This is a genomic window from Pseudomonas sp. StFLB209, assembly GCF_000829415.1.
Taxonomy (GTDB): Bacteria; Pseudomonadota; Gammaproteobacteria; order Pseudomonadales; family Pseudomonadaceae; genus Aquipseudomonas.
This window is the reverse complement of the sequence record NZ_AP014637.1, coordinates 658,365-681,489: the sequence shown is the minus strand read 5'-3', so window position 1 is coordinate 681,489 and position 23,125 is coordinate 658,365. Positions and strand designations below refer to the sequence as shown.

The window sequence follows — 23,125 nt, the reverse complement described above, 5'->3', positions numbered from 1 at the left end:
CGTGAAGGCGAATATTCCGGGGTCAGCCGCGCTGGCCGCTGACACTGACCGGACCGAGGGGGTACTTGACGTTGTGCTGGGTGACCCATTCGACGTAGCTGGCGCGGGCACCGGGGAAGCCGATGGCAATCCACGCTTTCATGCCCTTGTTGCCGCCGTAGATCGGGTCGGCCAGGTAGCCCTGCTTGGTGTGGCCCAGCAGCTCACCGAAAAACTGCTTGGACTTGAGGATGTCCTCGCCATAGGCCCTGAAGTCGACTTCGCCGCTTTGCAGCTTTTTGAGCACGTCGTTTTGTACCGGCGCATCCAGCACCGCGAAGTTGTCGCGATGTTTTTCCTGGCACCAGGCGTTCACGGCCTTGATCGCCGTGCGGTAGATCTGCTGCGGGGTGAACGGGATCTGGTAACCCATGGTTGGCGGCGGGTTGGCCGGGAACGGGCCTTCCAGATAGATCTCGCTGCCCAGGTCACTGGCCAGTTGCTGGTCGATGAACACCGGTACGTTGGTTTCCAGCGCGCCAGGGCCACGGCCTTCGGCGGGGATCAGGCGGTCGGTGGCGGCGAGCACGAATGCCCATTCGCCAGGGCTGAAAAAGGTCGGGGCGTAGGTGTCCAGGCCCGGGGCAATCATCTCTGCGGCGGCCGCGGCACTCAGGCCTTTGACGGTCACACCCATTGCCGGCAAGGCAATCAGGGAGGAAAGCAGAAACTTCCTTCGCGATGTCGGTTTGTTTAACAACATGTAGGGATCACCTATGACTGCTCACAAGAAAATCCCGGACGACACAAGGCTCTAACACACGCCTGACGGCGCATCTGACCCTCTGCTTGAACGTTGGCGACAGGTTGCTGGACTGTTCGCACGCTGGCTGCCGCTCGCTTTCTTGAGGGCAAACGACAGCGTGGGCAAACGACCGGGGTCGTTGCCAGGTAGGCGAACAATTCAGGAACAGGGCTGGCAGGCCTTCTAGGCTGCTCTCATTGTGTTTCGTTTGCAGCGGGACGGCCGGGTCATTACGGTGACCCGGCTCGAACATAGAGGTGCGATACGGTTTGATCGCTTGCTCATCACGGGTTGTACGATGTTATCAGAGTCATTCGGCTATGTAACGAATGATTTCATAATGATAGTCAAGCGCTCTAGTGTCGCATTCTTCCGGTTGGTTGCGCTGTCTTTATGATGTCTGGCTACCAAGAAAATCTTGTGAGATTTTTATGGTTATCTGATGACATCATAGGTCCTTGAGCTTATCGCTTTCAGCCTTCAGGGCAGCGCCAGCCACTCGCTCTGCACCTTCTGGTAAGCCCCTGTGGCCTTGCTCAGGTGCAGCCATTGGTCGACATAGCTCTTCCAGTCCGCATCACCGCGCGGTAGCAGGTAGGCTTTTTCGCCGTACTGCATGTAGCGCGACGGGTTCACCGCGCACAGGCCCGGCAAGCGCTTTTGCTGATACAGCGCTTCGGACGAGTCGGTAATCATCACGTCGGCTTTTTTATCCAGCAGTTGCTGGAAGATGGTGTTGTTGTCGTGGAAGGCCAGTTGCGCCTTGGGCAGGTGCGCGCGGGCAAATGCCTCATTGGTGCCGCCGGCCGGTTCGATCAGGCGTACCGCCGGCTGGTTGATCTGCTCGATGGTCTGGTACTTGTCCTGATCGACGCAGCGCACCAGCGGGATCTTGCCGTCCACATCCAGGGTGTCGCTGAAGAACGCCTTCTTCTGCCGCTCCAGCGTCACCGAGATCCCGCCCATGCCGATATCGCACTTGTTGGCGAGAAAGTCCGGCATCAGGGTCTTCCAGGTGGTCGGCACCCATTTGACCTTGACGCCCAGGCTTTGCGCCAATGAGCGCGCCATGCTGATATCAATGCCTTCGTACTCGCCATCGGCGCGCCGATAGGTGTAAGGCTTGTAGTCGCCGGTGGTACACACCGCCAGCTCGCCTGCCTGCTGGACCCTGTCCAGATGCGAGATCGGCTCTTGAGCCTGGACCAGACCGGACAGTCCCAACAGCAGGGCAGTGATTGCGGACAATTGCAGATTCATCGGGGCGGTTACTCGCTTGTTGGTATTGAGGGACCAGCAGGGTAACCGCTTTGACGCCCCTTACGGCAGCCGCATCGGTTTACATGCGAAAGCGCATCACCATCGCGTTCAGCGCTACCGCCAGTTGCGACAGCTCACCGCTGGCGGCCGAGGTCTGGTTGGCGCCGGCAGAATTCTGCAGCGACAGGTCGCGGATGCTGGTCAGGTTGCGGTCGACTTCCCGGGCGACTTGCGCCTGTTCTTCGGTGGCCGTGGCGATGCTGATGTTGCGCTCGTTGATCAGAGCAATGGCGGCGGTGATTTCAGTCAGCGCTTTGCCGGCGGCTTCTGCGACCGTCAGGCTTTCCTGGGCGCGTTCGCGGCTCAGGCCCATGGCGTTGACTGCTTTGCCAGCACCGTTCTGGATCGAGGTAATCATGCTTTCGATCTCGGCGGTGGACTGCTGGGTACGGTGCGCCAGGGCGCGGACTTCGTCGGCGACCACGGCAAAACCGCGTCCTGCCTCACCGGCACGGGCTGCCTCGATGGCGGCGTTGAGCGCCAGCAGGTTGGTCTGGTCGGCGATGCCGCGAATCACATCCAGCACGCCGCTGATGTTCTGTACCTGAGTGGCCAGACCGTCGATCTCGGTGGCGGTGCTGCCGACCGCATGGTGCAGGTCGGTGATGACCGCCACCGTCTCGCTGACCCGTTGGCGACCATTGATGGCCGACTGGCTCGAGTCCTGGGCGGCATCCGAGGCCAGTGCGGCATTGCGGGCGACTTCCTCGACCGCCGCGCTCATTTGATTGATGGCTGTGGCCGCCTGGTTGATTTCATCGTTCTGGCGCTGGATACCGCGCAGTGCGTCAGCGGTGACCGCGCTGGTTTCTTCCGAAGTGGATGCCAATTGGTTGGAGGAGTGGCCCAGCTCGCCCAGCGTGTGGCGCAGGTTCTGCTGCATCACCGCCAGGGCGCCGAGCAGGCGGCCCGGCTCGTCATTGCCGTTCACCTCGATCGGCTTGCTCAGGTCGTTGCCGGCAATCTGTTCGGCGACATTTAGCGCCTGGGCAATCGGTGCCACCAGGCTACGGGTGAACAGCGCCGCCAGGACCAGGGTGGCAATCAGCGCGACGATGATCGCGGCGATGGTCACATACTGCGCCTCGGCATACACCGCGTCGGCCCGTTCGCCGGAGCGGGTGGTCATCAGCTCGACCTGGCGGGTGACCTCTTCGATGTCCTTGCTCAGGCGGTTGGCTGCCAGGGTCTGCTCGCCACCCGGCGCGGTAATGGCGCTGATCGCGTCTTCACGCTTTTGCTCAACCAGTTCCAGAAAACGCGTATGCACGCCCAGATAGGCGATCAGGTTGGTCTCCATCTGGCTGTAGGCTTTCTGGCCATCCGGGTTGGTCAGCAGTGGCTTGAGCTTCCTCACATCGGCTTCGAGGTTGGCGCGGCCATCCTTGATGCGTTGGTGGGCCACCTGGAGTGCTTGTGGCGATTGGGCGGTACGCAAGTTGGTATTGCCAAGGCGGATGGTCAGCAGGTCGCTTTCAATATTGGCGATGGCCTTCACGGCAGGCATCACCTTGTCCTGCAACACTTGCCGGGAGTCTTTGAGTTGGGAGGCCTCGTACAGTGAGAACAGTCCGAAAGCCGAAATCAACAGGGCAAAAAAGCCGAAGCAGAGCAAGGAGCGGGGGGCGATATTGAGGTTTCTCAGGTTCATGCTGAAAGCCTGTCTACGGAGGAGGGGGCGGTCTGGCGCGCAGACCTTAACCGTTTCAGGCAAAGCTCGCTTGTTAGGCTTTGTGAAGTTCAGGGGCCATTTATCTTTTTTTAACGTCTATGGCGACGAAATTGGCGTGGCTGAAATAGCAGGCGATAGGGCTGAAACGCCCGCGTGATAGCCATTTGACGCCATTGGATTGGCGGGCGTTTTCTGTCAAGGGCTGCTGCGGCGCGGTGCGACAAAATACCGCAGCAAGATTTTCTGGTTGATGCACCGACCTATTGCTGATTGCTCATGGGGCGGTGGCCGGGTCGGCTCAAACGTACTCCACCTTCGACTCCACCCAGCCGGTAAAGTCCGGGTGCAAACGAGCGGCTTGTTCCGCCAATTGCTGCGCAGTTTCATCACTCAGACCGTAGCGTTCATCAATCGCTTCGGCCAGCGCCTGCCAGTCCATGTCTTGGTTATCGTCCTCATCAGGTTCGACCCAGCTATCGACGTAGAACACCTGCCCCGAGCCCAACTGGCGGATGAAGTCCTCAAGGCTGCCTGCCACCAGGCTCGACTCGCCCTCCGAGCCCATGAATACCACCGGCGGCGTGCCAGTCAGGCCGGGGTAGTACCACAGCAGAAACAGCGAGCCGGTGCCGTCCTGGCCGAACTGCACGAAGCTGTCGCCTTGCGCGGCCCAGCGCTGGCCACCAAACCAGTGGCCGAAGGTCTCGGCCAGATCTTCATCAGTGGTCGCATGGAACTCGAAATCAATTGGCCAGGTGATCAGTTGGCGTTCGCACAGGCTTTCGATAAAAGCGATGGCGTCGCGGGTGGTCGGGTCCAGTTTGCTTTGCATGGTGGCTTTCCGTGAGGGGTGGGGGTCAGTAGACAGCATAGAGCCGAAAATCTTCGAGCCGGGGCGGGTTGCTGGCTGGCGACGCCGGGCGTCGGTCGTCGGTCGTCGGCTTAGCCGATCGGGGCTATGTATGCCATTGCCCGAGTGATGTACTCTGCCAAAGTCCTTGCAAATGCTTACAATCGCCTCCCTTTTTTTGCTCACTTACAGGCTTGGCAGTCCATGGCGCTCGATCCAACAACCATGTTGGTCCTTTCTATCGCGCTCGCAGCTTCTGCAGCACTCTATCTGGGCATTGAATGGCGCAGTGTCCGCGCTTCGTCGCTACTGTTCTGGAGCCTGGGTTTTACCACCATCACCGTCGGCTGTAGCCTGGCGTTGCTGCGCAACAGCGGCATCCTGATCATCGGCATCTGGTTCGCCAATGGCCTGCTGGTGCTGGCGCACTGGCTGTTCCTGCTCGGTGTGGCACGTTTCACGGAGGTCAGGCTGTCGCGGGTCTGGTATTGGCTGGCCGGGGTGTGGCTGGCCATGCTGTTATTACCTGAAGGGCCGCAGTGGTCGAAAACCATGCTGCTGGCCAACTCGCTGCTGGTCTCGATCGTGACCTTGCGGGCCAGTTTTCTGCTACGTCCGCATGGCCTTTCGTTGAGTGTCGGCGCGGCGCAACTGCGCTTTGTGCTGCTGGCCCATGGTCTGTTCTACCTGTGCAAAGGGCTGTCGGTGTTTGCGCCGGGCACGCTGGTCGATCTGGCGGCGTTGCGCGGTCATGTGATTCAGATTTCGCTGGTCGAGGGGGTGATCGCCATCATGCTGTTGGCGGTGTCGATGACCGGCACCGAGCGTTACCAGCGTGAAAAGCAGATCGCCCGGTTAGCCGCTCGCGACCCGCTTACCGCGCTGTATAACCGCCGCGCGTTCGAAGCCCGGGCGGTGCGTCTGCTCAGCGACGTTTCGGCTGCCAGACCAGGCGCCTTGCTGCTGATCGATATCGACAACTTTAAACCGGTCAATGACCTGCATGGCCATGCCGCGGGCGACCGGCTGCTGGTCATGCTCAGCGAGATGATCCGTGCGCTGGTGCCCAAAGGCGATCTGGTGGCGCGTCTGGGCGGGGATGAGTTCACGATCCTGCTGAGCAATGCGTCTTGCGAGTCCATCGAGGCCATCAGCAGTGCCTTGCGTGAGCAGTTTCAGCAGGCCGCGACAGACCACTTTCCGACACCGTTGCCGGTCACCTTGAGTGTGGGTGCCAACCTGTTCGGTGAGCCGCCGGTCAGCCTCACCGCGTTGATTGAGCAGGTGGACAAGGCGTTGTACGACTCCAAACGCAGCGGCCGCGATGCCTTGCGGATAGTCGATCAGACAGTCGGTACCCAGCAAACATTGCAGGCCCAGTGAGGTTCCCGGCCTCCTGCAACCGGGGGCGCATGACGTTTGCGCCAACCAGGCATTAATATTTTGAAACATCAGCGCAGGCGCAGGTCGTAACCAGTGAGGGACTTATCCTTTCACTGCCAAAGGGCCTGCAATCATGATCACACCTGCGCAATACACCACCTACGCGCCCGACCGGGCGAGCCAGTCTGGCGTCTCCTGGGCGGCGATTTTCGCCGGTGCCGCAGGTGCGGCAGCTTTATCCATGATTTTGCTGTTATTGGGCTCAGGGCTGGGCTTCGCGCTCTCGTCGCCCTGGGGGGATGAGGGCGTCAGCGCCAAGGCGCTGGGTATATCGACGATTGTCTGGCTACTGGTGACGCAGATCCTGGCGTCGGCGCTGGGTGGCTACCTGGCAGGCCGGTTGCGTGGCAAGTGGACCAACCTGCACGGCGATGAGGTCTACTTCCGTGACACCAGCCACGGCTTCCTGTCCTGGGCTGTGGCGACCCTGATCACCGCTGCACTGGTGGTCAGTTCGGTCGCTTCGACGGTCGGTAGCGTGGCTCAGGTCGGTGGTCAGGCGGCGGGCGCGGCCATGGCCGCCGGTGGTGCTACAGCGGTCGGCGCGATGAGCGATGGCCAGAATCAGGGTGACGGTGGCTACTTCATCGACAAACTGCTGCGCAGCGCCGACCCTTCACAAGCCAGCCAGACCGACGCGCAAGGGGTGACCAGCCGCATCCTCAACAAGGCCCTGGCCGGTGATGGCCAGATGAACGCTGACGACCGTGCTTACCTGGCGCAGTTCGTCGCGCAACGCACCAACATGACCCAGCAAGAGGCCGAGCAGCGCGTTGACCAAGTGTATGGCGAGGCTCGTCAAGCTATTGAAGACGCCAAGCTTGCGGCAAAACAGGCCGCTGACACCGCTGCCAAAGTCGCCGCGCATACCGCGCTGTGGACGTTCATCGCCCTGTTGTGCGGCGCCTTCTTTGCCAGCCTTGCGGCGCTGTGGGGCGGTCGTCAGCGTGATCGCGCGCTGTGGATCGATGACCCACTGGAAACTGCCGCGCTGGAACGTGCCCGTCGCACTTGAGAGTTGATTTGACAATCACCCGGTCGTGACCGGGCAAGGAGCTAAATGATGCGTTCGCTATTGCTGTGGATTATTGGTGTACCCATTCCGGTGATCATCCTGATTGCCCTGTTGATGTGATGTCACCTGACGGCGGGCCTTAAAGCCCGCCGTCTTCATCTCAAGATTTGAAGCTGACTATTCCCGTAGGAGCGGCTTCAGCCGCGAAAACTTAGATTCAGGACTTGAAGCGCCCCACCAGTCCATTGAGTTCATCAGACAACTGCGACAAGCGGCCGGAGTCGGTCTGCGCCGAGTGCGCCAGGCTTTCCACCAGCCTTGCCTCGTCGTAGATCTGCTGGATATGCCGGTTAATGTCTTCAGCCACACTGTGCTGCTCTTCGGCAGCGGTGGAAATCTGCAGGTTCTGGTCACGGATCTCGTTGACCGACAACTGAATACCTTCAAAGCTGTCGCGCGCACTTTCAATCGATGCCACGCTGGCCTGCGACAGCTCCAGGCAACTGTGCATCTTCTGCGAAACCTCCTGGGTCTTGCCGCCCAACGTGCTAAGCAACTGATCGATCTCGCCGGTCGAGTCCGCCGTGCGCTTGGCCAGCGCGCGCACTTCATCGGCCACCACGGCAAAGCCGCGACCCTGATCACCGGCACGGGCGGCTTCGATCGCGGCGTTCAGCGCCAGCAGGTTGGTCTGCTCGGCAATCGCACGGATGGTGCCGAGAATCTGGTTGATGCTGCGGCTGCCTTCCTCAAGCTCGACCATCGCCTGCGACGACTCACTCAGGCGTCGGCCCAGCCGATTGACATGCTGGGTGCTCATCTCGATCTGCTGCTTGCCTTCGGCCACCCGGCTTTGCCCGCTCTCCGCCGACCCGGCAGCCGTGGTGCAGGCCCGCGCGACTTCGTTGGCAGTGGCGACCATTTCGTTGAACGCCGTGGACACCAGCTCAACGGCCTGGCGCTGACGGCCCGCCGCCTGATCCATATTGTTGGCCACTTCGCTGTTGACCCGCGAAGCGTCCTGCAGATTGGCCGAGGCCGCGCCGATGTGCTGGATCAACTGGCGGATGGCGGCGAGAAACTTGTTGAACCAGCCGGCCAGCTCTGCGGTTTCGTCCTTGCCCTGCACATCCAGATTGCGCCGCAGGTCGCCTTCGCCTTCGGCAATCGATTGCAAACCGGTACTGACCTGGCCGATCGGTTTGACGATCACCCGGGCAAATGCTGCTGCCAACGCCGCGAAGATCAGCACCAGAACCACGACGATGCCGACGATCAGGTAGGTGATATGCGTCGCCGCCGCCATGACTTCCTGATGCTCGATCAGGCCGATATAGCGCCAGCCAAGGCCCGGCGAGGTCCAGACGTTAGCCATGTAGCGCACGCCGTTGATCTCGACCTCGGTAGAGCCCTGAGTCGTGGCCGCCAGCTTGGCATACGGCTCGCCCAGGTCCTTGAGCGGCTTGAAGCCATGGCTCGGATCGCGCGGGTCGACCAGCACCACGCCGTCTTCGATCAGCATCACGTAGCCGCTTTCACCCAGCTTGATGCTCTTGACCAGCTCGGTGAGGTTTTTCAGCGAGACACTGACGACAAACACCCCCTTGGGTTTGCCAGCGGTATCCAGCATCGCCCGCGCACTGCCAACCAGTGCCACGGCGTCTTTCTCATAGTAATAAGCCGGTGTACGCACCGTTTTGCCAGGGCTGGCCATGGCCGCTTTGTACCAAGGGCGGCCACGTGGATCATATTTGGACAACTGCGGATCATCCGGCCACTTGGCATAAGTGCCGTCCTCCAGCCCGATAGACAGAATCGCCGCCGTCGGATGAGTCTCGCCATAGCGGGCAAACGCATCGATCACCTGCTTGGCCGCAGCTGGCAACGGCTGACTGGCCGCATCGGCAGGCTGATAGTTCTTCAGGCTGGCGACCGAGGTGTACTGCGGATCGGCGGCCATCTGGTCGACGTTGTGCTGGGTGCTGTCGAAAAACTGCCGGATATTGCCGTCGATCTGACGAATTTCACGGGTGCTGCTATCAATGAACTGATCGACCGCCTGCGAGCGGATGTTCAGCACTGAAATCACGGCAACCAGGCTCACAGGGATGAAAGCCACCAGTACAAAGGCCAGGACGAGTTTGTTCTTTATTTTCATTATGGCTACCACGGTCCGGTGTGAAGGGGTCAATGGGGCATCGCGGGTGGATGGTAGCCATTGGATATTGCAAATTATGTCGGCGGGGTGGGGGAAATCTTGATGGGGCGGGCGGGGTTGGTTCAGGGGGCGTTCATTAGCTTGGAGGAGCGGGCGGCGATCCGTCTTGCTAGCGAAGGGGTCTTTAAGAACACTGGACATGCGCAGACTGTCGCGCCGCAACGCGTCATCAAGAAGCAAAGGGGTAAAAGACGCCCATAAAAAAACCGGCTCAACTGGCCGGTTTTTTATATCCAAGTCTGCTAGTTGACTTGGAGGTGCTGCTGTTTGGTGCCCCGAGGGGGCATCTCACTCATCTGGCTGGATCGTGCACCTTACGGCTTGTGGCTGCAAGTCCTTGTTAAGTAAGGGTTTCGACTTGGCTTAATCTGGCGTGGTGCGGCGTTTGAGTGCTTTTGCGTGGTAGCCTTTACGCCATTTTTACGCCCAGGGGGACAGATGGCGTCTTACAGGAAACGCAGTGGCGGGTGGCGGGCTGAGGTGGCCAAGCTTGGCGTTCGAGATTCAGCCACGTTCCCGACCAAAGCCGCAGCGGTTGCATGGGCGACGGCCCGTGAAGCCCAGATCCTCGCAGAGAGTGGCCAGCAATCTACCGCGGCCACAATGACTCTTTCGGAAGCGTTCCAGCGATACAAGCGGGAGGTGTCAACGACCAAAGAGGGCGTGCGCTGGGAGCAGATCCGCCTCGAACGATTCGACCGCACCTTGGAGTGGGTCGGGGAGCTGCTGGACAATATCACTTCTGAGCAGGTTGCTAAATGGCGCGACCAGCGTCTGGAGACTGTTAAACCGTCGACTGTGCGCCGTGAGATGACACTACTCTCATCCGTTTTTGAGATTGCCCGCCGTGAGTGGCGAACCTGCAAGGCGAACCCGGTTAGAGACGCCCGGCGTCCGAGTAACGGGCCAGGCCGGGATCGTCGCATCTCACCAGGTGAGGTTCTGGCCATCACGACCAGGCTAGGCTTTGTTGAGGGTGTTGCGCCCGTCAAGCTGCAGCATGAGCTTGCCGTAGCGTTCCTGATCGCACTGGAGACAGCCATGCGTCAGGGCGAAATTCTGGGCATCACGGTGGCAGATGTGAACATGCCGGAGCGCTGGGTCCGATTGCCGAAAACGAAGAATGGGTCCAGCCGAAATGTGCCGCTGAGTTCACGTGCAACTGAGCTGGTCGGCTTGATGATGGAGGGGAAGGGGGGACGGGATCCGCTGTTCCGCCTCAAATCAGCGTCGGCCGACACTATGTATAGGAAAGTGCGTGATGAGCTATTTGCCGATGGCCCAAACTTTCATGACACTCGGCACGAGGCGATAACCCGGCTCGCTCGCAAGGTCGAGGTCCTGGACTTGGCACGTATTACTGGCCACAAGGACCTGAAGTCGCTGATGGTCTATTACAACGCCACGGCATCAGAGCTGGCCAAGCTGCTGGGATAAAAAAGCCTGCAGAAGCGCAGGCTTAAAATGGGTCAGGCTGATTGCCGGCTTGATCGTGCCTTGGGAAGCTTGGCCCTGTGTCGACGTGTCCAGTCGATCACTTCACCGGCAAACCAGCGCTTGAGGGCTTTGGGGCCGTCAGAGCAGGGTTGCACGCTATCAGGGAAGCCAGGGGTCAGTGTTACCTTCCGTTCGACGCTGTAAGTGGATAGCTTGAGATATTCGGCAATGTCTGCTGCCGTCCATAGAACATCCTCGATCGGGATTCCCGGCCGCCGCAACTGGCGAATTAGTTCCTGAATCGACTGCACTAACTCAGTGGCCGGCTCCTGTTGATTCAGCCCGTTTTCAATCATCGTCAAGTGCCTCCTGCATTTCCTCTCGAATGTGATCGAGCAGATGTTCGTCGGTAGTGTGGTCGTCGACCTCGATGCTCCACTCCTGGTGCAGGCGACCCGGCACCATCAGGCTGAACTCAATAATCATGCTGGGTGACTCCGAATTGGTTGTTGGCTGCTACTTGGGTCAAGACATGGCCGACCACTACTTGCTCCTGGTCGTCCAGTTCGCCGGCGGTGATGGCCGCGCTGGCCAGCTCCACAAGTTGCTGACGTGCTGTAGTGGTTTTTCGCACCTGGTAGTCGATCAGGGCTGCACCGATCACACCTATCGTCATGAGGTGCTTTGGCTCGTTCCGAAAGGTGCTGGTCATGACACTTCTCTCACTTCAAGTTCGTAGAACGAGCAGCTGCTTACGCTGGCTGATACTGCCCGTATGCCGCACCACCCATAGGGAGAGCCTTCAAGCTCTCCACCCCAACCCTCCAAGCGGCGCAGCTCCGTACTCCAGATGTTCCCGCGCGCGACCTCTTTATCCGAAAAGTCGACGTCACCCAATTCAAGCATCAGTTTGATGAGCGTCAGCCCAGCCAGCCGGATGACTGTGCGAACCACATCGCCGTTTTCCTCATCGAGCCGATCGTCGTCGCTGGTCCAAAAGCTATTGATCTGCGTGGCCCGCTCCTGGGTCAGGATCGAGTGATCTACCTCAAGGGTAACCTCGTAATCCTTGAAGCTTTCGAGCACTTGATAACGGCGGATAGCTGGTGTGGTAGCCTTGGTGCTGCTGTCGTTCGGTGCGTCGTTCATATGTTTTCCTTACGATGGTTGGCATCGAGGAGCGGCAACTCCTCGGTGCTGTTCTGATTACCTGGTCTGATGTTGTCCTTTGCGGGCCAGGTGCCCCGCAAATCTGCGTGGCTCATTCCTTGAACACGAAACAGCGAACGGTCGGCGGAATTGGTGCCAACGGCGTTTTAGCTTTCTGCAGCGCACGGATCTGACTTTCAACACGGCGGCTGGCATCGATCATTGGGTGGGTGCGACCGTCCTTGAGCAGACGGCGCAGCACGGCCAGGTCGGGGATCTTCTGGCGGTGTTCGTGCGCGACTTCCGCGAACTGGTTGAGGTTGATCGCGATCTGCCCGGTCTTCTTGCTGTGGTTCACCAACGGTTCACCGCTCAAGTTCTCCAGGTAGTCATACACCTGCCAGAACTCGACCACTTCCTTCGGATCCGTCGTGATAGCCCCTTGGCGCTCGCTGGCCATCTTCTCGATGTACTTGTGACATTCCTGGACCATATGCCCAGGGATAGGCAGTACCAGCTGCAGGCAGTCCAGCAACGCCATGATCTGTGCGTGGTTGCGAATCACCCGGTCGCTCGACAGCTTCTTGGAAGCCCACAGCTGTGCGCGGTACTTGGGGTACGCCTCGGCGAACTTCTTCATTACCTGGGGCTCGGCCTTCATCGCTTTCACGATGAAGTAGTTCACGCTCTCCAACTCGGTCTGAACCAGAGCATCAGCTGCCGCCCGGCTTTCCTCAGTGATGGTCGGCTTGAGGAATGGCAGTCGCACGATCCGGCTCAGGATGGCTTCGTGCCCGGTGACAATGGCGTTCTGCGCGATAACGATCGAGGCACGGAAAGGGGGCTCGTAGGTGTCGTTGGAGTTGTTCTTCACGCCACGGGTGCGCAGCAAGCCGCCACCGTAATAGTCCTTGAACTCGTCCCATTCGAACGACTTGGCATTGTCAGCATCAGTGTTGCGGTCGGCCTCCAGGAGCACCAACGGCAGGTTGGCCACCTGACCCATCGCACGGCTACGGCCCGATGCTGATCCCTTGGCAGGGTCAAAGCCCTCGTAGAGCCGACCGAACAGCTTCCACAGAAACTTGATGAGGGTGGTCTTGCCAGAGTCAGGTTCGCCGGACATTTCCATGAACGGGAAGCTTTCATACTCCGCCCGGATTTGTTCCGCGTACAGGGACCCGAACCAGTAGGTCAAACCCAGCAAGCCATTTTCACGGAACACTAGCCACAGCTTGTCCAGCCAGGCCTCGCTGTACTTGCGACCATCGATGGCCAAATCCATTTTCACCGACCGCATCAGGCACTTGACGCTTTGCTTGCCCAGTTCGAAGTAGTCGTCCTCATTGGCCTTGAAAACGGTGCCGTCCTTGATAGCGATGTTGTTGAAGATGTAGGCCTTGTGCTCTTTGCTGTAGCCCAGGAAGTCGATGGTTCCCACCGTGCTCAAATTCTCGATCTGACGCATCATGATTTGGTCCAGGTGCTTTTGTGTGCCGAGCCAGGTGACCTTGGCATTCGTGATGCGGGTCTTGAACTCGCCGCTCGACGACAACTGCTTGGGAGTGAACGTGAGCCGGTCGCCTTTCTCGTTGCTGGCCGTGGACACGTTCACGTAGAACCACGCTTCATCGGTGATATCGTTGACCTGCTTGTACAAAGGCTGGAGACAACAGTTCACCAGCAGCTTGATCGTGCACACCTTCTCCAAGGCCTTGCGCCTGGCCTCTCGATCGCTCGTCAACTGTTCGTCGTGATCATCGGGCTCCTCATCACCGTCCGGCTTTTCGAGCTTGGACAGGTCAAACTTGGCCCAGTAGGTCTGGTGGCCGAACTCCAGGGCAAACTCGGAATTGGCCTCATCCCAGGTGTACATCAGCAGCGCTTTTTCCCTGGGGCTGGGTGCCAGCAGCAGCTTGCCTTCGTGCCGAGCGGCTGCCAGGTCACGCTCGCGGCGCTTGTCGCGGGCCTCGCCCTTGTCCTCGAAGTTCCATCGCAGGTGCAGGTCGTTCCAGTCGACCTTCTTCTTGCCGCGCTGTGGGACCAGCGCAGCACGACAGGTGAAGCCCAGTTCGCGGGCCAGCTTCACCCAGCGCATCAGGTAGCCATGGGCAACAGGGTCGTTGTCCAGTGCCCACACCAGCGTGGGTAGGTCGCCCTTTCGCTGCTCGGCCAGCGCTTTCAGTGCTTCGCCGGGGTAGTTGTTGCAGGACATGGCCGATACCGCCTTGATCCCGTTCATGACCAAAGCAATGGCGTCGAATACACCTTCCACAATCCACAGCTCGTCCACCGTGTGCAGGTCAGTGTCTGGCGGGCACCACCACTGCCCTGCGATGGAGTACTGGTATTTGAACCGGGCTTTCATCTTTCCGAAGCGCGAAGCACGGTCGATCAAGCGCTCCCAGTATCCGCCGTTGGGCATTTCGAACCGGACGGTCGCTGACGCTTCGCCATTTTCACGGCAGACGTAGTTCTCCTGGGTGAACCAGGCGCCAATCATCCCGACGTCAAAGCCCCGGACAAACTCCAAGTAGGCACGTGCTGTCGCGGTAGGATTGTCCTCGGTAGCAGGCGCTCGCTTGCTCCAGTCCTCGAAAATGTTGGGGTAGATGTCTTTGACGTCTTCGATCAAGCCGCACTTAGGACGGCCACAGCGGATCTGCCAAGGGTTGTCATGGCGCGCATACAGCTCCTTCTGGTGGCAGCTTGGGCAGGTGCCGCCACGCATGTACAGGGCGCCGGTTTGCTTGACCCGGAGGTCATAGTCGTCCTGCAGTCGGTCCAATACTGTTACACGGATATCCGCTTCCATCATTTCGATTACTTCGCTGTTGTAAGGCTATGCACGAGTGCGCCGATCAGCCGCTTCTGTGCGGCCATTGCAGGGTGTTTCTGGAGAATTGCGGTGTGGCGTTCCTGGTTGTTCACGGCCCGATAGGCGTCGTCGTACCAATGTTCGGTGAGGGCCAGGGTGTAGCTGGCCTTCAAAAGGTTGAGCAGTGCAGTTGCTTCGGCCGGGGCAAGTTCAGTCCTGATAACAACGCCGTTTTCCATCAAAAACCTCGATTCCGGGCAAAGCTCACCCAAACCCACGGGAAACGTGGAGTAGGGCGGTCGTGTTGGGTTAGGAGTTGGCTACGCGGTAGCGTGTGCTGTCAGGAGAGCCGATGATGCGTTCGAAGATTAGGGCGGCTGGTATCGACCAAGTCGTTCCGGTTTCGGGGTCAATGATGATGGTGTGCGTCGACGTGCTGCGGGTCAGGTCGACGCGCTGCCGATCGCGCAAAGCGATGAGGTCATTTACCGCAAGGGCCACAATGCGTTCAGCGGTCGTGTCCAACAGATTGAAGTTGGTTACCAGGTAGATGGCTGCCCGATCTGCCAAGTGATAGTCGTAGGTCAGATGCTCGGCGTGGTGACGCTGCAGGAACTGCAGGGCTGCCGCTTTGAGAGTGTCTTGGAAGTCACGATCCTGCAGGCTCATGCCTCTGCTCCCGGTTTTCTGTACAAGCTGATAGTGGCCAGTATGGATTCATGCCGCGCTGCCAAGTGAGCGTGGTGAGCCGTGAGGATCCGTTCTACTTCGTCGGAGCTGATTGACCCGTCATCAAGCGACTGCGCAATGATCTGATCAACCGTGCCACGCTTTGCAGCGACCTGTACCGAGCGGCTGAACAGCTCAATGTTGTCCAAAGTGTCAGGGTCAGCCAATGGCACAAACAGACCGCCATAGATCCCCGCGATGTAGGTCGGGAAATGAGTCGTGCCGGCGTCCTGCTCAAGTTTGTAGATCTGCGCGTCTGTCAGGGGGCGGCTGCTCCCGTTTCCGTAGGCGTGGTTTTCAAATTTCTTCTGATTCAGTTCCAACTTGGCCGCTGCCGCTTTGCAGCCCCCGGAACTTGCGATGATTGCTTTCATCGCCGCTTTGCGTGCCGTAAGAATCCTGCACTTCATTTTCTACTTCTCCCTGAGTGACCAAGCTTCTACTGTGCGGCTATGTCGTTGGTGTTCTCGATAACGCCGTCCTTGATTCCAAGCAGGACAGCGGCTCGATGTGCCTCCCCACGACGACATTGGCTTTGGCCACTCAGCACCGCGTAAACGGTGCTGGGACTTAAACCGTGTTGCTTAGCGAAGCCTCTCGCCGTCTGGCCACAACGTTCCAATGCCTTCCGGGCCGTCTCTCGGGCTTGATCAGTAATAGAGCATTTCGGCATAGTGCAAATTCCTGCGTATTCGTGTGAGAACATGCGCATGTTGTGGCAATAAATTGCCAATGTAAATACCGAGAGGCAAAATTTTGCGACTTTCTGAACAGATTGGCACGAGGCTGCGCGAGCAACGGAACCTGGCAGGCCTTACTCAAGACCAGATGGCAGAGAGGTTGAAGGTGTCGAAGCGAACACAGGTCAACTACGAAAGCGGTAGTAGCGACGCTCCTGCGTCCTATCTCGCTTTGGCAGCGACGGAGCTTGGATTGGATGTGCCGTACATTGTGTGCGGTCCTGCAGAGGTCCCTATTGCTGTGAGCGAGTCTGGCCCGATTACCTCTGTAGGCGAACGACTTCGAGAGGAGCGGGAACGCTTGGGCTTGAGCCAAGAGGATTTGGCAAGTACCGGCGGCGTGGGTAGAAACACTCAAGGAGGCTATGAAAGGGGAGTGCGCAATCCCGACACTGCCTATCTTGTGGCCGTAGCGACGCTGGGCGTTGATGTTGCCTTTGTGCTTACGGGTTTTAGGCCCGTATCTGGTTTGCTGCCCGAAGAGGCAAAAGTCATTGATCAATACCGCCGGATCACCGACTTTGATCGACAAGCAATCAGCCGGTTTCTCAAAGCTATGGCTGACGATGCTGATGCCCGCGGCAAATAAACTGCCCACCTTTGTCCCACCTCTAAGACCTCTGCCATCACCCGATACAGCCTGCTCCTCAATGCATTTCAAGGAGCTAAAGCATGTTGGAGATGGCAGTCGTTGCGCATGGTGTTCTTGGTTTTAACGAAGCCGACAAGAGCGCGCTAACCTGCAGTGAGCAGCAACTGATACAGCGATTCCGACAGATGTCGGATCAGGAGCAGCACCAGGTACTGCGCTTACTGGAAGTACTGAACGTGCATCCGATAAAAGCTGGATAAGTCGCTGCAGATCGCCGGCCTGGCGCCGGCGGTTCACGCCACGCGCTGAGTACCCAACTTATCGAACAGCTCACGTTGCTTGTCTGCAGGCAGGCTCCGGATCTGCGCCGCCAGGTGCGCGGCGTCATGTGGCTCCTGGTGCAACGCCGAAGGCCGCAGCGTATGGTCGAATGACAGGTTCGATACCCAGGTGTGCCCGCATTTCGCGTCCAGGCACTGGCAGTACAGCTTCACGTATGTGCGGGTGATAGTCTCCCGGGAGCTGATCCGTCCCTTGTGTCCGCACGTCGTACAATCGATCCTCATTGTGTCCCTCCCCAGGGATGTCCAGTGGCCAGCATTCTACAGAAATGTATAGTCATTTCGACTGCAATCAGATCAAGTGGCAGTGTTTCCATCTGCTTTAGGCGGCTCTCTCCAGCTAAAACGCCTGTCTTCGCGCAACGCCTCGTTGGCTTCGTCGAATAGCTGACAGATCGGTCTGATTTCGTTACTCGTATACACGCGATCGATCTTCTCGATGTCACCGAACCCGCCACTGTTCTCAGGGATGATCCCGGCCAGAGCGGGGTTCATGCGCCAGGCTGCAATGATGTCGTTGCGGGTGATGTTCTTGACCTTCTCAAGCTCGTCTTTTGCCTGGAAATCCCCAATCGGGATGATCTTGATCGCGTTCTCATGCCCGCCCGGGATGTTCACGAACATCGACCGGAAGTTGCCAACACCCTTCGATCCGGCGATCTGCGCCTGCAGCTCCTGCTCGTCCTTCTCACTAAGATCGGGATCGTTGGTGTAGAAGATGTAACCGGCGTGCGCGCCGTTGCTGTAGTACCGGCGCCGGAACAGCGTTGCGGCTTCGTTCAGCAACAGAGCCTGCAGGCCTCCCAGGTAATCCGGAATCCCGTAGATGTTCTGCTCCACGTCGTAATCCATGATGTGGACGATCTCATCCTCGTCGAACTCCAGCTCCTTGTTGTCAGGCAACAACATCACGAATCCGCCATCGATCTTGACCCGCATATTGATGGCCATCAGATGCTCCAGCTCCAGGCACTGGCCGAAGGCGTTGCAGTGCTTGAAGAAGTAGGACTCCCCGAACACGTTGTAATCGAGCGCAGCCCGGCTCATGGTCTGAGCGCTGCAACCCTCTGAAGCGATGAACTCACGCAGCAACAGGTTGCGCTTGAATTTGGGGATTGCGCCGTGGTGCGCGTTTGCGCGCAACAGCTTGGCCAGGCCCGCCCGGGATACTGGCGGCTTGTACAGGCGACCGTCGTCGGACGGAAACACGCCCAGGTACTCCCCGATATTGCCTGTCAGTACCTGCTCCGGCTCGCCGAATGTGAACACCCGCGTGCCCTGTTGTTGAGGTCGCTGATCCTTGTGTTGTCTGGTGCGTCGAGGCTTGGGCATTGCTTCCGCTCATGAGATAGCGGCTACGGCGCCGCTTGTTGGTGTTGAGGGGTTCGTGGGCCAGGGCATGCATGATTGCCCAGGCAATATCGGCGTGGCCGGTGGCATCGGTACGCGACGCGCTGTACGTGATCTGGCCGCCATTGGTGGTGCCGCGCTTGATGGTCAGAAAGGCCTGCGCGATATCGGTCCAGCCGGCGTCCCACTCGATCCGGCTACCCTGGATCGTGTCCTGGGCCTTCAGGACCAGCGTGTTCTTGGCCTCCAGGCTGTAGTGAATCGGCGTGGCCTTGGCATAGAAGTCGCGCACCAGGTCGAAAACGCCATAGCCCACACCGGTAATATCGATACCGATGTGCTGGACGTTGAAACGCTCTGTGAGCTTCTTGACCTGGGCGGCCTGGTGGGTGAACGACGTTCCCCTCCAACTGTGCTTTTCCAGGATCCTGAACTTGGCGCCAGGCTCCAGCGGCGGCGCAACCACGACACAGGTCGCATCGTCCCTGGTACGGCTCGGGTCGTAGCCCAGCCAGACCGGGCTATTGCCGAACGGTCGGTCTGAATCGGGCTTGTAGTCGTCCCACAGCTCCAGATCCGAATAGCAGCGCTCCAGATCCTTGAGCGCGAACGCGCTCTGCGAACTGTCGATGAACTGGCACATGAACAACTGCTGGAACTTGTCTTCGTCGTACTCCAGCTCCAGCCGCTCGACATCGAACATCGCACCGCCGCCACCGGCCACAGCGTCCAGGATCGTGATCGTCTTGCGCCACTGGCCGTCGGGGCACAGTGCGCCCTGGGTGTAGGCCGCCTCGCCCGGCCAGTCGCCTGCAGTCTTTTTGCCGCGCTTGCTGTTGCGGAAAGCTTCGCCTGTCCAGAACGGGTATGCCTGGTGGGACACAGCGCTGGGCGTTGAAAAGTAGGTCTTGCGCCACTTTTTGTGAGTGGCCATGGCTGACGCGACGTTGTTCAGCTTTTCAAAGTCGCGGATCCAGAAGTATTCGTCGATATAGACGTGGCCATGGTAGCTCTGCGCGGTACCACTGTTGGTACTGAGGAAGCGCAGCTCTGCCCAGGGCTTGCCGTCTTTGCTCAGCACGATCGGGTTGCCGGTCAGCTCGATGTCGAACCACTTGCTGGCGAACGCGATGATGTAGCTGCGGAACACCTCGGACTGTGCCCGGCTGGCAGACAGAAATATCTGATTGTCGCCGGTCAACACAGCATCCATCAGCGCTTCGCCGGCGAAGTAATACGTCAGGCCGATCTGCCGGCTCTTGAGGATATTGCGGATCCGGGCTGTCAGCGGGTTCTGCTTGGCGGCGAACAGCTCCTGTTGATAGGGGTACATCGTGCTGATGAACTTCTCAAGGAAGTCCACTTCAGTCAGGCCGCTGACATCGTTCTTGGCCTTCTTCTCGCGCTTCTTGTTGCCCCGGTCGCCGCGATCGCCACGGCCTTTCCTCGGTGCTTCGCGCCGCGAGTCATCACCATCCTGGACATCACCTGCGGCAGTCGCCGGCGCAGGCTTGTTGGCGAGCTTGGCCAACCGCTCATTGAGCGCCGTGAGCCGGTCCAGCTCGTCCAGTTCAGCCTTGGTCAGCGCCTCGGTCTTTTCCAGGAGCAACGTAATACGTCGCCGGCAGGCGTTCAGCGGTTCCTCATCCGACAGCATGTCATCCCACTTACCCTGCTGGATCCAGTGATAGACGATGCGGATGTGAGGCAAGCCCAGTTGCGCCTGTATTTCCTTCGCCTTGTAGCGACGGAGGTACATGCGTTTAGCGGCTTCTCGAACTTCGATTGAATATTGCATGGGCCGCAGTCTATGCGGCGAAAAACCGGAAAACGCCCGGAAAAATTCCTTGTTTCTCCTATAAATCGAATCTAGGAGAAACGCGGATTTAAAGCGTTTGTTGGGCCGTTTTCAGATCCATATGGTGGGGGCCTCTGACCCATGGCCACCGAGTGCAACACCCACCATGCCCCGATCACTTGTCTCATTTTGGAAACGTGTAGCCGTCAGCGGCCCCACCGCTGACAACCGGGAAATCACCGTTCAGGAGCTGCGCGACTGCGCAGACACCTACAAGCTTTCCCGCTACACCGCTGTGATCTGGAATGAGCATGAGCGCGAGCCTGGTTCGTATGGCGAGGTGTTCGCCGTGCGCTTGGTCGAGGACGACCCGGAGCTGGAGCCTGGCCAGGTGGCTTTGGAAGCCCAGCTCAAACCGAACGACAAGCTGCTGTACCTCAATGACCAGGGCGAAAAGATCTTCACGTCTGTGGAGATCACCCCGAACTTCGCCAACTCCGGGCGCAACTACCTCACCGGCCTGGCCGTGACCGACTCACCGGCCAGCCTGGGCACCCAGCCTTTGTACTTCAAGCGCGGTGGCGCTTCCAAGCGCAAGGGGGCGTTCTTCACCAAATCCCTGCCGCTGGGCGACCTGCGCGAGAACAGCCATGAGCACCAGGTGCGCGGTGTGTTCACGGCGCTGGCCAGCTTGTTCAAGAGCTTCAGCGACACCGGGAGCAGCGCTCCTACCCCATCACCCGACGAGATCCAAGCAATGGAAGTAGATGAAGCAACCCTCAAGGCGCTGAAGGCGCTGAACGACCAGCACGTAATCGTGATGGCCGGCTACCAGGCGATTCTGGCACCACTGTTCGAAGGACTGGACACCGAAGAAGTCCAGGAGCAGGTCGATGCCGTGGGCACCGCTGTACAGGATGTGGTCGACCAGGCCGAGGAAGAAGGCCAATTCAGCCGCAAGGGCAAAGGCAAAGACTCCAAAGCCGAGGTCAAGGAGCTCAGCGCGATCATTGGCGAACTGAACGAAAACATGACCAAGCTCATGAACACCAAGCAGTCCCGCCAGCTCCCGCGTACCACCGGCGCGGCCGGCAAGGTACGCGGCAAGGGGCTGCGCTAATGGGGTCCTTGAGCGCACGCGCTGCGTCGCAGTATCTGGAACTGCAGGAAGAACTGGGCGAAGCCTACAACGTCGCCGATGCCACCCGAACCTTCGCCGTGGAGCCGACCCACGCCCAAGAGCTGAACGAGCAGATCACCGAGCGGGCCGACTTCCTGACCCGCATCAACGTGGTGCCTGTTGGTGAAATCAAGGGCGATAAGGTGTTGCTGGGCTTGAATGGGCCGGCCACCAGCCGCACCGACACCAGTCAGCGCGACCGCGAACCGCGCAGCCTGCTCGACCTGGCCAACAACCAGTACGAGCTGTTCCACACAGAAACCGATGTGGCCCTCAAGTTCGCCACCATTGATAGCTGGTCGAAGTTTCCCGACTTCAAGGACCGTTATCTGGCAGCCGTGCAGCGCCGCATTGCGCTGGATCGCATGATGATCGGTTGGAACGGTGTCAGTGCGGCGGCTCAAACCGATCTGGCCACCAACAAGCTGCTGCAGGACGTGAACAAGGGCTGGCTGCAGCTCGCCCGCGAGCAGGCACTGGCTCAGGTCATGCACACCACCGGCGCAGAGAAGATTGCGATCGGCAAGGGCGGCGACTACGCGAACCTTGATGCCGTGGTGCATGACATCAAGCAGTTGATCGATCCGGTGTTCCGCGACGAAGGCGACCTGGTGGCCATCATCGGTTCCGACCTGATGGCCAGCGACAAGGGCAAGCTGTACGCCGCCCAGGGCCAAACCCCGACCGAGAAGGAGCGCATCGAAGAAGCGCAGGTGATCGCCACCTACGGCGGCTTGCCGTCCTTCACCGTGCCGTTCTTCCCGGTCAAAGGCATCGTGGTCACCTCCTGGGCCAACCTGTCGATTTACTTCCAGGACACCAGTTGGCGCCGCCACCTGCAGGACAACCCGCGCCGCAGCCAGGTCGAGGACTTCAACGGGCGCAACGAAGGCTACGTCATCGAGCAACTGCGCAAGTTTGCAGCGCTGGAATCGGCCTCGGTGGAGCTGCTGCCGTGAGTCGTGCGCTGGAGTATCAGCGCCGCATGCTGGCTCTGCAGGAGACGGCAGGCGCCCAGGCGTTCGCCGCCGCTGCCTTGCCGTACTCGCCGCCTGAAGCGCTCAGCAGCCCGGCCAATGCCCGTAAACACCTGATGCTGCAGGAAGTAGCACTGGACCAGGACCTTGAACGCCTCAGCGCGATCAAGGGTTTGGCCGGGCGCCAGGACCTCAAGCGCAACGAGCTGCTGCCTAAGTATCAGCCCTACATCCAGAGCTATTGCGAGTCGGGCCTGAACATCCCGAATCGGGTCTTGGTGCAAGTCATGGTCTGGCTGTTCGACACCGCGCAGTTTGAAGACGGTCTGGAACTGGCGGACTTCGCAATGAGCCAGGGCCAGGTGATGCCTGAGCGGTTCAAGCGTGACATCCCGACATTCGTCGCAGATTCCGTCATTGAGTGGGCCTACGCCGAGCATGAGGCGAAGCGCAGCCCCGAGCCGTACCTGTCGCAGTTGCTGGACCGCGTGGATGGCGAATGGGACCTGACCGAGGCGATTCCGGCCAAGTACCACAAGCTGCTGGGCATCCGTGCCATGGAAGCCAAGGAATGGCTGCGTGCGATCTACCACTTCGAGCGAGCGACCGAGCTGTATCCGCAGATCGGCGTCGGCACCCGGCTGGAAAACTGCCGAAAGGCGCTGAAGAAACAGGCCGGCACTGACGCCAGCTAACCATCTTCCCACCCCGC

The 23,125-nt window shown here is 59.4% G+C and carries 24 protein-coding genes and 3 pseudogenes; 8 read left to right on the top strand and 19 right to left on the bottom strand.

Annotated elements, in window-relative coordinates; all coding sequences use genetic code 11:
- Positions 1-22 precede the first annotated feature (22 nt).
- The 5 genes and pseudogenes from PSCI_RS03185 to PSCI_RS28145 all read right to left on the bottom strand — a co-directional run bounded on the left by PSCI_RS03185 (position 23) and on the right by PSCI_RS28145 (position 4,608).
- Entirely contained in the window at positions 23-742 is a 720-nt protein-coding gene (locus PSCI_RS03185; RefSeq protein ID WP_045482725.1) for a gluconate 2-dehydrogenase subunit 3 family protein, read from the bottom strand.
- A 522-nt stretch (positions 743-1,264) separates the two neighbouring features.
- The gene (locus PSCI_RS03180; protein WP_045482721.1) at positions 1,265-2,044 is read right to left on the bottom strand and encodes a transporter substrate-binding domain-containing protein; all 780 of its coding nucleotides are present in this window, start codon (positions 2,042-2,044) and stop codon (positions 1,265-1,267) included.
- A 79-nt stretch (positions 2,045-2,123) separates the two neighbouring features.
- A pseudogene (locus tag PSCI_RS03175) lies at positions 2,124-3,227 on the bottom strand (methyl-accepting chemotaxis protein); the annotation flags it as partial.
- 39 nt (positions 3,228-3,266) lie between these two features.
- Positions 3,267-3,755: pseudogene (locus tag PSCI_RS30105) on the bottom strand (MCP four helix bundle domain-containing protein); the annotation flags it as partial.
- Positions 3,756-4,074: 319 nt separating this feature from the next.
- Complete coding sequence (locus PSCI_RS28145; protein ID WP_052483342.1) at positions 4,075-4,608, bottom strand: hypothetical protein; 534 nt, start codon at positions 4,606-4,608, stop codon at positions 4,075-4,077.
- Positions 4,609-4,830: 222 nt separating this feature from the next.
- Here PSCI_RS28145 and PSCI_RS03160 point away from each other — a divergent pair, with 222 nt between their 5' ends.
- Both PSCI_RS03160 and PSCI_RS03155 read left to right on the top strand, forming a co-directional pair.
- Positions 4,831-6,009, top strand: a complete 1,179-nt coding sequence (locus PSCI_RS03160; RefSeq protein WP_045482712.1) for a GGDEF domain-containing protein — start codon at positions 4,831-4,833, stop codon at positions 6,007-6,009.
- Between the two features lie 133 nt (positions 6,010-6,142).
- Positions 6,143-7,084 carry a hypothetical protein gene (locus tag PSCI_RS03155; protein WP_045482709.1) on the top strand — a complete coding sequence of 314 codons (942 nt, stop codon included), beginning with the start codon at positions 6,143-6,145 and terminating at the stop codon, positions 7,082-7,084.
- A gap of 217 nt (positions 7,085-7,301) precedes the next feature.
- On the opposite strand, the gene PSCI_RS30100 is transcribed toward PSCI_RS03155, so the two are convergent.
- Both PSCI_RS30100 and PSCI_RS30095 read right to left on the bottom strand, forming a co-directional pair.
- Positions 7,302-8,069 carry a methyl-accepting chemotaxis protein gene (locus PSCI_RS30100; RefSeq protein WP_442965465.1) on the bottom strand — a complete coding sequence of 256 codons (768 nt, stop codon included), beginning with the start codon at positions 8,067-8,069 and terminating at the stop codon, positions 7,302-7,304.
- 87 nt (positions 8,070-8,156) lie between these two features.
- Positions 8,157-9,242: pseudogene (locus PSCI_RS30095) on the bottom strand (cache domain-containing protein); the annotation flags it as partial.
- A 540-nt stretch (positions 9,243-9,782) separates the two neighbouring features.
- Here PSCI_RS30095 and PSCI_RS03140 point away from each other — a divergent pair.
- The gene (locus PSCI_RS03140) at positions 9,783-10,739 is read left to right on the top strand and encodes a tyrosine-type recombinase/integrase (protein WP_231906354.1); all 957 of its coding nucleotides are present in this window, start codon (positions 9,783-9,785) and stop codon (positions 10,737-10,739) included.
- A gap of 32 nt (positions 10,740-10,771) precedes the next feature.
- On the opposite strand, the gene PSCI_RS03135 is transcribed toward PSCI_RS03140, so the two are convergent.
- The 9 genes from PSCI_RS03135 to PSCI_RS03100 all read right to left on the bottom strand — a co-directional run bounded on the left by PSCI_RS03135 (position 10,772) and on the right by PSCI_RS03100 (position 16,108).
- Positions 10,772-11,095: a hypothetical protein gene (locus tag PSCI_RS03135; RefSeq protein ID WP_045482701.1), complete on the bottom strand. Its 324-nt coding sequence runs from the start codon at positions 11,093-11,095 to the stop codon at positions 10,772-10,774.
- The gene (locus tag PSCI_RS29410; protein WP_158497579.1) at positions 11,088-11,225 is read right to left on the bottom strand and encodes a hypothetical protein; all 138 of its coding nucleotides are present in this window, start codon (positions 11,223-11,225) and stop codon (positions 11,088-11,090) included. Before PSCI_RS29410 ends, PSCI_RS03135 begins: the two co-directional genes overlap by 8 nt.
- Entirely contained in the window at positions 11,215-11,451 is a 237-nt protein-coding gene (locus PSCI_RS03130; protein ID WP_045482699.1) for a hypothetical protein, read from the bottom strand. Before PSCI_RS03130 ends, PSCI_RS29410 begins: the two co-directional genes overlap by 11 nt.
- Entirely contained in the window at positions 11,448-11,888 is a 441-nt protein-coding gene (locus tag PSCI_RS03125) for a DUF2528 family protein (protein WP_144403183.1), read from the bottom strand. Before PSCI_RS03125 ends, PSCI_RS03130 begins: the two co-directional genes overlap by 4 nt.
- A gap of 112 nt (positions 11,889-12,000) precedes the next feature.
- On the bottom strand, positions 12,001-14,703 hold the full coding sequence (locus PSCI_RS03120) for a toprim domain-containing protein (RefSeq protein WP_045493727.1): 2,703 nt from the start codon (positions 14,701-14,703) through the stop codon (positions 12,001-12,003).
- Between the two features lie 8 nt (positions 14,704-14,711).
- Positions 14,712-14,945 (bottom strand): hypothetical protein, encoded by a 234-nt coding sequence (locus PSCI_RS03115; RefSeq protein WP_045482697.1) that lies wholly within the window; start codon positions 14,943-14,945, stop codon positions 14,712-14,714.
- 70 nt (positions 14,946-15,015) lie between these two features.
- Positions 15,016-15,375, bottom strand: coding sequence for a hypothetical protein (locus tag PSCI_RS03110; RefSeq protein ID WP_045482695.1), 360 nt, complete (start codon positions 15,373-15,375; stop codon positions 15,016-15,018).
- Positions 15,372-15,809 carry a YmfL family putative regulatory protein gene (locus tag PSCI_RS03105; RefSeq protein ID WP_442965441.1) on the bottom strand — a complete coding sequence of 146 codons (438 nt, stop codon included), beginning with the start codon at positions 15,807-15,809 and terminating at the stop codon, positions 15,372-15,374. The genes PSCI_RS03110 and PSCI_RS03105 overlap by 4 nt, the downstream gene beginning before the upstream one ends.
- Positions 15,810-15,874: 65 nt before the next feature.
- A complete protein-coding gene (locus tag PSCI_RS03100) occupies positions 15,875-16,108 on the bottom strand; it encodes a helix-turn-helix domain-containing protein (RefSeq protein WP_045482691.1) in 234 nt (77 codons plus the stop codon).
- 83 nt (positions 16,109-16,191) lie between these two features.
- Here PSCI_RS03100 and PSCI_RS29695 point away from each other — a divergent pair, with 83 nt between their 5' ends.
- Together PSCI_RS29695 and PSCI_RS03090 are read left to right on the top strand one after the other, a co-directional pair.
- The gene (locus tag PSCI_RS29695; RefSeq protein WP_231906352.1) at positions 16,192-16,764 is read left to right on the top strand and encodes a helix-turn-helix domain-containing protein; all 573 of its coding nucleotides are present in this window, start codon (positions 16,192-16,194) and stop codon (positions 16,762-16,764) included.
- A gap of 83 nt (positions 16,765-16,847) precedes the next feature.
- Positions 16,848-17,027 (top strand): hypothetical protein, encoded by a 180-nt coding sequence (locus PSCI_RS03090; RefSeq protein ID WP_045482688.1) that lies wholly within the window; start codon positions 16,848-16,850, stop codon positions 17,025-17,027.
- A 33-nt stretch (positions 17,028-17,060) separates the two neighbouring features.
- Here the strand turns inward: PSCI_RS03090 and PSCI_RS03085 are convergent, their stop codons facing one another.
- From PSCI_RS03085 to PSCI_RS03075, 3 genes are all read right to left on the bottom strand, one after another.
- The gene (locus tag PSCI_RS03085) at positions 17,061-17,333 is read right to left on the bottom strand and encodes an ogr/Delta-like zinc finger family protein (protein WP_045482685.1); all 273 of its coding nucleotides are present in this window, start codon (positions 17,331-17,333) and stop codon (positions 17,061-17,063) included.
- A 72-nt stretch (positions 17,334-17,405) separates the two neighbouring features.
- On the bottom strand, positions 17,406-18,263 hold the full coding sequence (locus tag PSCI_RS29690) for a phage portal protein (protein WP_231906553.1): 858 nt from the start codon (positions 18,261-18,263) through the stop codon (positions 17,406-17,408).
- Positions 18,190-20,256, bottom strand: coding sequence for a terminase large subunit domain-containing protein (locus tag PSCI_RS03075; RefSeq protein ID WP_045482679.1), 2,067 nt, complete (start codon positions 20,254-20,256; stop codon positions 18,190-18,192). Before PSCI_RS03075 ends, PSCI_RS29690 begins: the two co-directional genes overlap by 74 nt.
- A 166-nt stretch (positions 20,257-20,422) precedes the next feature.
- Here PSCI_RS03075 and PSCI_RS03070 point away from each other — a divergent pair, with 166 nt between their 5' ends.
- Genes PSCI_RS03070 through gpM form a run of 3 tightly spaced genes read left to right on the top strand, consistent with a single transcriptional unit; the run spans position 20,423 to position 23,108 of the window.
- Positions 20,423-21,376 (top strand): GPO family capsid scaffolding protein, encoded by a 954-nt coding sequence (locus PSCI_RS03070; protein ID WP_045482676.1) that lies wholly within the window; start codon positions 20,423-20,425, stop codon positions 21,374-21,376.
- The gene (locus tag PSCI_RS03065) at positions 21,376-22,395 is read left to right on the top strand and encodes a phage major capsid protein, P2 family (protein WP_045482673.1); all 1,020 of its coding nucleotides are present in this window, start codon (positions 21,376-21,378) and stop codon (positions 22,393-22,395) included. Before PSCI_RS03070 ends, PSCI_RS03065 begins: the two co-directional genes overlap by 1 nt.
- Positions 22,392-23,108: a phage terminase small subunit gene (gene gpM / locus PSCI_RS03060; protein ID WP_045482670.1), complete on the top strand. Its 717-nt coding sequence runs from the start codon at positions 22,392-22,394 to the stop codon at positions 23,106-23,108. The genes PSCI_RS03065 and gpM overlap by 4 nt, the downstream gene beginning before the upstream one ends.
- Positions 23,109-23,125: the final 17 nt, after the last annotated feature.

Bases quoted from the DNA above. Each gene is read 5' to 3' on its own strand.
- PSCI_RS03185 (WP_045482725.1), bottom strand. From the start codon at position 742: ATGTTGTTAAACAAACCGACATCGCGAAGGAAGTTTCTGCTTTCCTCC.
- PSCI_RS03180 (WP_045482721.1), bottom strand. From the start codon at position 2,044: ATGAATCTGCAATTGTCCGCAATCACTGCCCTGCTGTTGGGACTGTCC.
- PSCI_RS28145 (WP_052483342.1), bottom strand. From the start codon at position 4,608: ATGCAAAGCAAACTGGACCCGACCACCCGCGACGCCATCGCTTTTATC.
- PSCI_RS03160 (WP_045482712.1), top strand. From the start codon at position 4,831: ATGGCGCTCGATCCAACAACCATGTTGGTCCTTTCTATCGCGCTCGCA.
- PSCI_RS03155 (WP_045482709.1), top strand. From the start codon at position 6,143: ATGATCACACCTGCGCAATACACCACCTACGCGCCCGACCGGGCGAGC.
- PSCI_RS30100 (WP_442965465.1), bottom strand. From the start codon at position 8,069: ATGGATCAGGCGGCGGGCCGTCAGCGCCAGGCCGTTGAGCTGGTGTCC.
- PSCI_RS03135 (WP_045482701.1), bottom strand. From the start codon at position 11,095: ATGATTGAAAACGGGCTGAATCAACAGGAGCCGGCCACTGAGTTAGTG.
- PSCI_RS29410 (WP_158497579.1), bottom strand. From the start codon at position 11,225: ATGATTATTGAGTTCAGCCTGATGGTGCCGGGTCGCCTGCACCAGGAG.
- PSCI_RS03130 (WP_045482699.1), bottom strand. From the start codon at position 11,451: ATGACCAGCACCTTTCGGAACGAGCCAAAGCACCTCATGACGATAGGT.
- PSCI_RS03125 (WP_144403183.1), bottom strand. From the start codon at position 11,888: ATGAACGACGCACCGAACGACAGCAGCACCAAGGCTACCACACCAGCT.
- PSCI_RS03120 (WP_045493727.1), bottom strand. From the start codon at position 14,703: ATGGAAGCGGATATCCGTGTAACAGTATTGGACCGACTGCAGGACGAC.
- PSCI_RS03115 (WP_045482697.1), bottom strand. From the start codon at position 14,945: ATGGAAAACGGCGTTGTTATCAGGACTGAACTTGCCCCGGCCGAAGCA.
- PSCI_RS03110 (WP_045482695.1), bottom strand. From the start codon at position 15,375: ATGAGCCTGCAGGATCGTGACTTCCAAGACACTCTCAAAGCGGCAGCC.
- PSCI_RS03105 (WP_442965441.1), bottom strand. From the start codon at position 15,809: ATGAAAGCAATCATCGCAAGTTCCGGGGGCTGCAAAGCGGCAGCGGCC.
- PSCI_RS03100 (WP_045482691.1), bottom strand. From the start codon at position 16,108: ATGCCGAAATGCTCTATTACTGATCAAGCCCGAGAGACGGCCCGGAAG.
- PSCI_RS03090 (WP_045482688.1), top strand. From the start codon at position 16,848: ATGTTGGAGATGGCAGTCGTTGCGCATGGTGTTCTTGGTTTTAACGAA.
- PSCI_RS03085 (WP_045482685.1), bottom strand. From the start codon at position 17,333: ATGAGGATCGATTGTACGACGTGCGGACACAAGGGACGGATCAGCTCC.
- PSCI_RS03075 (WP_045482679.1), bottom strand. From the start codon at position 20,256: ATGCAATATTCAATCGAAGTTCGAGAAGCCGCTAAACGCATGTACCTC.
- PSCI_RS03070 (WP_045482676.1), top strand. From the start codon at position 20,423: ATGCCCCGATCACTTGTCTCATTTTGGAAACGTGTAGCCGTCAGCGGC.
- PSCI_RS03065 (WP_045482673.1), top strand. From the start codon at position 21,376: ATGGGGTCCTTGAGCGCACGCGCTGCGTCGCAGTATCTGGAACTGCAG.